This is a genomic window from Candidatus Chloroploca sp. Khr17 (assembly GCF_004138165.1).
In the GTDB taxonomy this organism is placed as follows: Bacteria; Chloroflexota; Chloroflexia; order Chloroflexales; family Chloroflexaceae; genus Chloroploca.
In genome coordinates, this window is record NZ_RYFF01000096.1 from 1 (window position 1) to 9,387 (window position 9,387).

Annotated in this window: 9 protein-coding genes and 1 rRNA gene; 7 read left to right on the forward strand and 3 right to left on the reverse strand. The window is 59.6% G+C overall.

Features of this window, described 5'->3' with window-relative positions; genetic code table 11:
• Positions 1–61: ribosomal RNA gene (locus EKD05_RS24435) — 16S ribosomal RNA — on the forward strand; the annotation flags it as partial.
• Between the two features lie 208 nt (positions 62–269).
• Here EKD05_RS24435 and EKD05_RS24440 read toward each other — a convergent pair.
• Positions 270–995 (reverse strand): hypothetical protein, encoded by a 726-nt coding sequence (locus tag EKD05_RS24440; protein ID WP_129678094.1) that lies wholly within the window; start codon positions 993–995, stop codon positions 270–272.
• Entirely contained in the window at positions 988–1,527 is a 540-nt protein-coding gene (locus EKD05_RS24445; protein WP_129678096.1) for a GNAT family N-acetyltransferase, read from the reverse strand. The genes EKD05_RS24440 and EKD05_RS24445 overlap by 8 nt, the downstream gene beginning before the upstream one ends.
• A gap of 170 nt (positions 1,528–1,697) precedes the next feature.
• Here EKD05_RS24445 and EKD05_RS24450 point away from each other — a divergent pair, with 170 nt between their 5' ends.
• From EKD05_RS24450 to aroF, 3 genes are all read left to right on the forward strand, one after another.
• Entirely contained in the window at positions 1,698–1,928 is a 231-nt protein-coding gene (locus tag EKD05_RS24450) for a hypothetical protein (RefSeq protein ID WP_129678098.1), read from the forward strand.
• Between the two features lie 92 nt (positions 1,929–2,020).
• A complete protein-coding gene (aroH, locus tag EKD05_RS24455; protein WP_129678100.1) occupies positions 2,021–2,425 on the forward strand; it encodes a chorismate mutase in 405 nt (134 codons plus the stop codon).
• Positions 2,426–2,533: 108 nt separating this feature from the next.
• Positions 2,534–3,550, forward strand: a complete 1,017-nt coding sequence (gene aroF / locus EKD05_RS24460) for a 3-deoxy-7-phosphoheptulonate synthase (RefSeq protein ID WP_129678110.1) — start codon at positions 2,534–2,536, stop codon at positions 3,548–3,550.
• A 59-nt stretch (positions 3,551–3,609) separates the two neighbouring features.
• On the opposite strand, the gene msrA is transcribed toward aroF, so the two are convergent.
• Positions 3,610–4,152, reverse strand: coding sequence for a peptide-methionine (S)-S-oxide reductase MsrA (gene msrA / locus EKD05_RS24465; protein ID WP_129678102.1), 543 nt, complete (start codon positions 4,150–4,152; stop codon positions 3,610–3,612).
• Positions 4,153–4,446: 294 nt separating this feature from the next.
• Here msrA and EKD05_RS27105 point away from each other — a divergent pair, with 294 nt between their 5' ends.
• The 3 genes from EKD05_RS27105 to EKD05_RS24480 all read left to right on the forward strand — a co-directional run bounded on the left by EKD05_RS27105 (position 4,447) and on the right by EKD05_RS24480 (position 9,333).
• Entirely contained in the window at positions 4,447–5,313 is an 867-nt protein-coding gene (locus EKD05_RS27105) for a DUF11 domain-containing protein (RefSeq protein WP_129678104.1), read from the forward strand.
• Positions 5,303–7,792 (forward strand): C25 family cysteine peptidase, encoded by a 2,490-nt coding sequence (locus EKD05_RS24475; RefSeq protein ID WP_129678106.1) that lies wholly within the window; start codon positions 5,303–5,305, stop codon positions 7,790–7,792. The genes EKD05_RS27105 and EKD05_RS24475 overlap by 11 nt, the downstream gene beginning before the upstream one ends.
• Positions 7,793–7,869: 77 nt before the next feature.
• Positions 7,870–9,333, forward strand: coding sequence for a transposase (locus tag EKD05_RS24480; protein WP_165360954.1), 1,464 nt, complete (start codon positions 7,870–7,872; stop codon positions 9,331–9,333).
• Positions 9,334–9,387: the final 54 nt, after the last annotated feature.

Consider the following 9,387-nt stretch of genomic DNA (forward strand, 5'->3'; position numbering starts at 1 on the left):
GACTGGGACGAAGTCGTAACAAGGTATCCGTACCGGAAGGTGCGGATGGATCACCTCCTTTCTAGGGAGCAATCCCATTATTGCGTGAATGACACGACCCAACATAGAACCACACTCGACTGTCAAGGTATTGTTTGTAAAAACGGTATCGCCGAGCAAAGCTCGGCGATACCGTTTTTTGCTTTGGCCTCTCAATCGTCGGTAAGGTGTTGTTTGAAATGGTGTGGCCGAGCAACGCTTGGCGACACTTTTTTGCTTTGGCCTAAATCTTAGAGGTACGGCACGATCGAGTAATGCGCAAGGATGACGATTTGTAGGTCAACAAGGAAGTGGACAAAAAAGGTCGGCCAGAATGAGCGTGCCTGGAAGTACATGACGACATAGGTTAGCGTCAGGAGGGTGTTGAGCGGTACCGTTAACCAGGTTGCACTTGTTTGGCGGGCTTCGGGCAATACTTCAGCCCAGAAAATGAGGTGAATGAGGGTTACGAGGGTGAGCAAGAGCAAACTGCCGATGATGAGGCCGAGTTTCTGTTGCCAACCTGTGGCCCAACGGTTGCGCCAGGCAATCAAGACATAGAGCCAAGAGAATTGTTCCAGCGCAGCGTTGAACCCACCCCAGATCACCGCCGTGAGCCAGATGCCCCACCACGGCCCGCCTGCGTCAGCAAAGGCATTCCAGTTGCGCCAGGTGATCGCACCTGCGAGGATCACCCCGAGAAGAAACATCGGCCACGGCCAACGCGTCGGGCGGTCATAATCAAGGGCACCCAGCCGCCAACGATAGAGCACAACGCCACATACGACGTAATAAAGAATGAGACTTGTCAGTGCCCCTCCTGTCCAGCGCAATACGCCGAGGGTAAGCCATGGTAAGCCAAAGGCCATCAAGAGGGACAGGATGAGATCCAGGGTTGTCGTGGGCGTGTCGCCGCCAAATGGACGCGGAGGCATTGGACGGACGGTCTGCAGCTTGTCTTGACTGAGGTCAATCACGAGGTGATTCCTTCCAATCTTCGGTGAGGATGGCATAGCGTTCATGGTCGCGCCAGGCACCTGCGATGAAGAGGTAGCGGCGTGAGTAGCCTTCGCGGGTGAAGCCAAGACGCTGGACGAGTGCAAGTGAGGCGTGGTTGCCGGGTTGGATGTTGGCTTCGATCCGGTGCAGTTGCAAGGGGCCAAAGGCAGCATCGAGCGCCAAGGCAATTGCTTCGCGCATGTAGCCTTGCCTGGCATACGCTGCACCAATGTAGTAGCCCATGTAGGCGCTCTGTAGTGGCCCATAGAAGATCTGGCTGAGCGTGATCGCACCCATTATTGCGCCATCTTCCCTCCGGCAGACGAGGTTGCTCCAGGTATCTGCCTGGGCGCAGCGCTCGAGATAGGCGCTGAATTGCTCGGCAGTGATCGGCGGAAAGATCCAGGGCGTGTGGTGCGCAATACTCGTCTGGTTGACCTGCAAAAGCGCTGCTTTATCGGCAGGCTCTGGCGGTCGAAGCAAAACACGGGGCCGAGGTGGCGTGTGCATCGCAAAACCTTCTTCCCTGATCAACGGGCAGATGCGCATTGATTGTACTACATACCTACCTTTTGCCCAAAATAATGGCAATGTGTGTGCGCATGCGGACACCGCATCAGTATGCTACACTTGCTCCAAGGCAGAATCAGTCAGCTTGCAAGCTTGAGGAGAGATTTGCAATGGCGACTGTGCGCGAAGGCAACAAAGCGGTTTTGCTGGTGGTTAAGGGTTTCACCTGGCTCGGTCACGGCAACCCAGTTGACAGATCCGTGTACCTGTGCTATATTCCCCACCACTGCGAGCAAAGGTTTGCAAAGGAAGTCGGGCGCGTGAACGCTAATCTCAACAACTTCTTTTTTGCTTCCTATTTTACCCACCCACATATGGGCTGGTCGCTTCGCATTGTCTAGAAACCTTGGTCAACAGACAACTCATCAAGAGGGCGTGAAGCACCAGGCTTCACGCCCTCTCTGTCTGTTTGCCCCAGTCAGGGAGGCTCGGAATGACGGTCAGGTGTCGAGGAATCCGTGGCGCGACGACGTGTGAGGCAAATACCCGCGAGGCCATCCTTGAGGCGACCCGCGAGTTGCTGGAGATGATTATTGAGGCAAATCGGATGCAGCCCGAGGATATTGCGAGTGCGATCTTTTCGACTACGCCCGATCTTGATGCCGAGTATCCCGCCGTGGCCGCTCGTGCGCTTGGTTGGATCAATACTGCCCTGCTCTGCGGCCACGAGATGAAGGTGCCTGGCGGTCTGCCTCACTGTATTCGGGTGCTGATCCACTGGAATACCACTCGCAGTGCCGAAGAAGTCGTTCATATCTATATCCGTGGGGCGACCAACTTGCGCCCCGACCGTACCGCCGCTCTGGCGGCTTTTCGGGCAATCAATGGGGAAGGGTAACGCATGAGTGCGCAACCAACCGATCCATCCGTGGCGCTGCGCCTGGTCGCCCCGCCACAGCAGGCCGTATACCATCCACCGATAGTTCAGGGAGAAGGAGTCGAAGCAATGATTGTGGTGATGCAGACGGGGTCAACTCAGGAGCAGATCGAGAGTGTGCTGGAACGCTTGGCCGAATATGATTTGCGCGGCCATATGGTCTATGGCGCCGAACGGACGGTGATCGGGGTGGTGGGCGCGGCGATTCCGCCCACGCTCAAAGAGGAACTCGAACATTTCACCGGGGTCAAAGAGACGTTGCGTATTACGCAGCCCTACAAACTGGTGTCGCGTGAACTGCGCCCAATGGACACCATTGTTGATGTGCGGGGGGTCAAGGTTGGCGGTGAGCGCTGTGTCGTGATCGCTGGCCCGTGTTCGGTCGAGACCGAAGAGCAGATTATGGCGACGGCACGCGCTGTCCGTGAGGCCGGGGCTTCGATGTTGCGCGGCGGAGCTTTCAAGCCACGCTCGTCGCCCTACACCTTCCGTGGGCTCGGTGAACTGGGCTTGAAATTGCTCGCCCAGGCCCGCGATGAGACCGGCCTGCCGATTGTCACCGAGGTGATGACGATCAATGATGTTGACCTTGTTGCCCGCTATGCCGATGTGCTCCAGATTGGTGCCCGCAATATGCAAAATTACCAGTTGCTCGAAGAAGTCGGGCGCACCGGCATGCCCGTCCTGCTCAAACGCGGCCTCTCGGCGACGATCGAGGAGTGGTTGCTTTCGGCTGAGTATGTCACTGCCCAGGGCAACCCCAATGTGATCCTCTGCGAACGCGGGATTCGTACGTTCGAGACGGCGACCCGCAATACGATGGATCTCAATGCTGTCGCGCTGGCCAAGCGCCGCACCCACCTGCCCGTCATTGCCGACCCGAGCCACGGAACTGGCAAGTGGTACCTTGTGCCACCGCTGGCCCTGGCGAGCATTGCCGCCGGTGCCGACGGCATCATCATCGAAGCCCATCCCGACCCGGATCGCGCCCGCTCGGACGGCGGCCAGTCGCTGAGCCTTGAGAATTTCGCGAAACTCATGCCGCAGGTTGCCGCAGTCGCCGCCGCGCTTGGCAAAAGGATCTAAGTGAAGGTTGCGGTGCGAGCGCCCAGCCAAGCTGGGCGCTCGCACCGCAACCTTCACTTTTACTTCAGCTTGGCCGCGTACTGTTTGCGGAATTTGGCGACTTTGGGCACGATCACCCACTGGCAGTAAGGCTGGCTGCCGTTGAGCGCAAAATACTCCTGGTGATAGTTCTCGGCAGCGTAGAAATGACTCGCAGCCGTCACTTCGGTGACAATCGGACGCGGCCAGAGCCGTTGTTGGTTCAGGTCATTGATCACTTCAGTCGCCGTCGCCTGCTGTTCGGGTGAGTGGTAGAAGATCGCCGACCGATACTGCGGGCCGACGTCATTGCCTTGGCGATTCAGGGTCGTCGGATCATGAATTGTGAAGAAGACGTCGAGGACCTCGCGAAAGCTGAGCTGCGCAGGATCAAAGCGTACCTGCACCACTTCGGCATGGCCCGTCCGCCCTCCACAAACCTGCTCGTAGGTCGGGTTGGTCACATGCCCACCCATATACCCCGAGACAACATCTTCAACACCGACCAGTTGATCAAAAACAGCCTCAAGACACCAGAAGCATCCCCCACCAAGGGTCGTGACTTCGGATTGTTTGTTTGTCATGTGTTTTCCTTATTGCATGATAAAGCTTTCTTTTTAGTCTACCTGATTCATGCTGAAGGGGCAAGCCTGCACCTCGGTGCTATGCCATGCCGAGAAGGTTGATGTGTTTTGACGCAAAGGCGCAGAGGCGCAAAGGTTTGAGGAAAGTTTATGCGAAGCTTTGCGCCTTTGCGCCTTTGCGTCATAAGGAAGCCCTGCCCCTGCCTGTGTTTTATGCGCAAAAAGCCCCCGATGTATGATATGATAGGCTTCTATAGTAGCTAAGTCTATCTCAACTATTGCCAGGAGCCACCGATGAAGGCTGTGAGTCTGCGCATCTTATTGCTCTCAATGGGTCTGTTGCTGATTGCATGGGGTATCTTGCCAGTTGGTTTGACACCGGTACAGGCGTCGTCTATGCTGTTGGTCACTGAGGTTCCTACAGCTGAGCCACCTCCGCCGACCGATGTCCCCCCAACCGATACGCCTGTCCCGACCGATACGCCTGTCCCGACCGATACGCCTGTCCCAACTGACACGCCTGTCCCCACAAATACGCCTACGAATACCCCCGTCCCAACCGCCCCCCCATTGCCAACCAACACGCCTACCCCTGACGGCGAACTGCCGCCGCCCGCACAACCGACGCGGACGCCGACGCCGAGCCCGACACCAGTCCCTGGTATGCCTGCCGATCCTGCGGTGACCAAGCGTGTTGAACCGCCCGTAGCAACCGTTGGTTCGCAGGTTGTCTATACGATCCTGGTCACGAATCGCGGCGGGTTACAGGCGGTTGATGTGGTCGTTGAAGATGTGTTGCCAACGTTCGTGACGCCGGTCGAGGCCGTGGCGAGCCGTGGTGAGGTGACGGTCGATGGTCAGCGGGTGCGCGTGGTCATCGGGACACTCGATCCCGGCGAGACGGTGACGATCACAGTTACGGCGACAGTCACGGCGATGGTGTCGCCGCCCAACAATACGAATCTCGCTGTCGTCTCAAGCACGTCACCCGATGGCGATCCCAATAATAATACGTCGAGTGTTGAACTGGTGGTGGTTGAGGTGCCCGCAACGCTGCCCGAAACAGGGGTGCCTTCCTCTGCTTTTGTGCCGCTGCTTGCGCTGATCCTTGGCTTTGCGCTGATTACGGCGAGTTTCCTTGTGCGTCGCCGTGCAGCGTAGAGAAAGGCTTGCCCGCATTGCCTGGTGGGGTGCTGTGGCCTGGTTTCGCCATGCCACAGCCCTCCGCTCACTTGCCTGGTTCGGCCTCTTCGTTCTGTTCCTCACCAGCACCACGGCTTCGGCTACGTACGTCAACCCGACCAGCACCCTCGTCCGCGAGGGTTGGCTCCGTGGTCAGCAGGTGCGCGTGCTTGATGCCGGGAATGGGACGCTGCAGGTTGAAGTGGTTGGCGCTGGTCGCGTGACCGCTCTGCACGAGCTCGCCACGCTGACGACGACACCGTTTGCGACGGGCGCACCACCACCAGACCCTGCTGCCGCGCAGCCAGCCTGGCATGTGCATGTCACGTCAACGGGGATGCAGCGCCTTCCCGTCGCTTCGCTTATTGCCGCGGGTTTCCCACTTGAGGGCGTCACCAATGCTCGCCTTATGCATCGTGGCAACGAGATCGCCATGGAAGAGGTGCGCGATGCGCAGGGCGACCTGGTTGAACTGCGCTTTTATGCCAGACCAGGGGATCGCTGGTCAGACACAGCCATCTTCTGGTTGACTGTCGGGGCATCCCCAGGTCTGCGGATGGCCCACCTTGAGGCCCAGCCAGGCCCGGCCAGCCTGTTGATCCCGATCCGCACGACAGCCTTGGAACGAGGAACATGGCGCGAGAATCGGATCTATGAGTCGCGCTTGCCAGGGCATGATGGCGATCACTTTTTCAGTCGGGATCTACGGGTGGACGCAAGTGATACCGAACCTGTCCCACCGGTGTATGAGGTTCCACTCTCCACGCACCTGCCCGCAGCACCAGGCCCCGTTAAACTGACGGTTGAGGGTGACACCTTTTCACGTGAGCAGCATACGCTCGAAGTACGGCTGGCCGACCACACTGTGCGCCAACAATGGTCAGACAGCGGCCTCTGGGCGATCGAGGCGGTGATGCCAACCCGTGGCCCTACGATGACCGTGGCCCTTTTGCCAGGTATGCGCGCTGATCGTGTCCATGTTGATGCGGTCAGTTGGCAAGCACCAGTCACTCTGGATCTGGCGCAACGCGGGGCGACTTTTCTTGGCGAGACCGGGAAATTTATCTATCACCTCAATGCACAGCCTACTTCATCCGCAGTCTATCTCGTTGATGATCCAAGCCGCCCAGTGCGGCTGCATTTCACCGGGCCACGCTTTATGCATGAGGCAAGCACGCCTGGGCACTATCTTGTCACCGGCGACGGCACCCTGCACACCCCTGAACTGCGGCGCACAACACCGGTTGACCTGGCGCAACCCCTGAATGCAGAGGCCCTCTACCTTGCCCCCCAGGAATTCATCCCTGCGCTTGAGCCGCTGCTTGCGCACCGTCGCAGCCAGGGGCACACGGTGGCCGCCGTGGCAACCGAGGCGATCTATGCAACCTGGAGCCACGGTCAGCTTGATCCTGAAGCGATTCGGAGCTTCCTACGCTATGCCGCCGAGACCTGGGCGGTTGCGCCAACCAGTGTGACCCTCGTGGGTGACGGCAGCAGCGATCCCCGCAACTACTTTGGCTTCAACCAGCCGATACGAGTCCCGCCCTACCTCGCCTTCGTTGACCCGTGGCTCGGCGAAACCGCCTGCGACACATGTTATGTCCAGTTGCACGGCGATGATCCGCGGAGCGACAGTTTGCAAGATATGTGGATCGGGCGGCTTCCGGCGAAGAGTATGATTGAAGTCGAACAGGTCGTCAACAAAATCTTGACGTACGAACAGACCACCACAAATGAACCGTGGCAGAGCACGATTGCCTATATTGCCGATAACAATGATTTCGCTGGCGACTTTGCTCAGGCCGTTGCCGAGAGTGCCGCGTTGCACCCGGCGGGCCTTCGGCTTACGCGCATGCTCTATGATCCCGCAGCCCCGCCTGGTGATCCGTGGCGCGAACGCGATCCACTGGTAGCCCGTGACCGCACGATGCAAGCCTTCCGCGACGGGGCCGCAATTGTCCACTACATTGGGCACGGGCTCCAGTATCAATGGGCCTACACGGGGCCACCGCTCAATCCTGGCGAACCCACTCAGCACCAGTACCTCCTTGGCCTCTTTGACGTAGACAGCCTGGGCAATCAGACGCGGTTGCCGGTGGTGCTGAGTATGAGTTGTCTCACTGGTTCCTTCCAGATCCCAGCCTCACGGGGCACCTCGCTTGACGAACGGCTCGTGATCCAGGCGAATGGCGGGGCCCTTGCCGCGTGGGGCTCGACCGGATTGGGGGTGCTATATGGACACGACGCGCTGCAACGCGGCTTCTATCGGGCGCTCTGGGCGGCACCGCGACAGGCTTCGCTCGGCCAACTGACCCTCGCCGGATCGCTTGAGCTCTTTGGCACCACCCGCTGCTGCCAGGCATCGCTGCGTACGTTTGTCTTGCTTGGTGATCCACTCACGATCCCTCAGATCAACCAAGCAGCGGAGACCATCTTTTTACCCGTGGTAGGGAGGTGACGGCTCCCAGGGCTAAAGGAGACTGCTGAAAAATGTGGCTTGCCGTGGTACGATGGACTCCACGCAAGGAGTGCGTTATGTTGAAGCCAACCTCTGCCCCAACGCTGAGTGACCACGATCATCAGGTGTTTGACGCGCTGGTGCCCGCCGATCATTACCTGCGCCAGGTGCTGCAGGTGGTCGATGTTGAGCGCTATCGGGAGACGATGGCCGCGTGCTCTCACCCCACCGAAGGACGCCCGGCCGCCGATCCGGTGCTGCTGTTGAAGCTGGGCTTCCTGCAAACGCAGTACCGCCTGTCGGATCGCGAGGTGTGTACGCAGGCGCAGGTCAAGGTCGCCTTTCGCCTCTTTTTGCAGATGGGGCTGGCGGAATCGCTCCCGCATCCGAGCTTGCTGACCGTGTTCCGCGCCCGCCTGGGTGCGGATATCGACGCCCAGATCTTTGATCGGGTCGTCGCCCAGGCGCGCACGGCAGGCTTGGGGCAGGATCGCCTGCGCCTCAAAGACGCCACCCATAGCATCGCCACCATCGCGGTTCCCTCGACCATTCGGCTGGTGGCGCAGACCCGCCAGTGCCTGCTGGACGCAGCCGAACCCTTTGCTCCGGAGCGGGTGGCCGCAGAATGGGCGCACGCCGTGGCTATCCGCACCGGCACCAGTGACCTGTCTGACGCGGAACGCCTGCTCCAGCGGGTCACCCATCTGCGCCAGATCGTGGACTGGGCCGAACAGGTGCATGCGGAGTTGGGGCCGTTGCCGGAGCCTGCACCCACGGATCGACGTGCGTTTGCCGACGCATTGGCGCTCGCGCACATGATCCTCGCGGATCGTGATGATTCCACCGGAGGGGATCACATGGTCAGCCTCCACGACCCTGATGCCCGGCGGGGCAAGCACGGGGCGTTCTTCACCGGGTACCTGCTCGATGTGGCGATGGATACCGACAGCCAGATCATCACCGCCCTGGAGGTATTGTCCGCCAATGGCGATGAAGCCGCCGATGCGACGGACTTGATTCGCCATGAAGAAACCATTCACGGCAATGACGTGCAGACCCTGTCGATCGATAAGGCCGGGTTTCGTGGCGAACGGCTGCGGGAATGGCACGATCCGGACGGACTGAATCTGGAGGTGGTGGTGCCACCCGTTCGTGAAAAGCCCACGTCGTCCTTCATGGCAGAGGACGTTCAGCATGATGCCGCGCAGGGGACGTTGACCTGCCCTGGCGAGCAGACCACGACGCGCCGCATGCGGAACCACGTGGATACGGGCTGGAAGGAGAGCTTCCGCCGCAGTGATTGTGCCACCTGTGGCTTGTTCGCCCAATGCCTGACTCGCCTGCCGAAAGCCACCGGGTGCCAGGTCGTGATCAATGATGACGCGGTGGAGTATGCGGCAGCGCGGGCATTCGCGACCTCGGAAACCTATCGCCGGATCCGGCGTGAACATCCGGCGATTGAGCGCAAGCTGGCTGATGTGGTGCGCCGCCATGCGGGACGCTGGGCACGCTACCGCGGGCGTGCCCGTGTGCGCATCTAATATCTCTTGACGGGGCTGGTGGTCACTATCAAGCGCATGGTGCAGCTGCTGGGA

Bases quoted from the DNA above. Each gene is read 5' to 3' on its own strand.
- EKD05_RS24445 (WP_129678096.1), bottom strand. From the start codon at position 1,527: ATGCACACGCCACCTCGGCCCCGTGTTTTGCTTCGACCGCCAGAGCCT.
- EKD05_RS24450 (WP_129678098.1), top strand. From the start codon at position 1,698: ATGGCGACTGTGCGCGAAGGCAACAAAGCGGTTTTGCTGGTGGTTAAG.
- aroH (WP_129678100.1), top strand. From the start codon at position 2,021: ATGACGGTCAGGTGTCGAGGAATCCGTGGCGCGACGACGTGTGAGGCA.
- aroF (WP_129678110.1), top strand. From the start codon at position 2,534: ATGATTGTGGTGATGCAGACGGGGTCAACTCAGGAGCAGATCGAGAGT.
- msrA (WP_129678102.1), bottom strand. From the start codon at position 4,152: ATGACAAACAAACAATCCGAAGTCACGACCCTTGGTGGGGGATGCTTC.
- EKD05_RS27105 (WP_129678104.1), top strand. From the start codon at position 4,447: ATGAAGGCTGTGAGTCTGCGCATCTTATTGCTCTCAATGGGTCTGTTG.
- EKD05_RS24480 (WP_165360954.1), top strand. From the start codon at position 7,870: ATGTTGAAGCCAACCTCTGCCCCAACGCTGAGTGACCACGATCATCAG.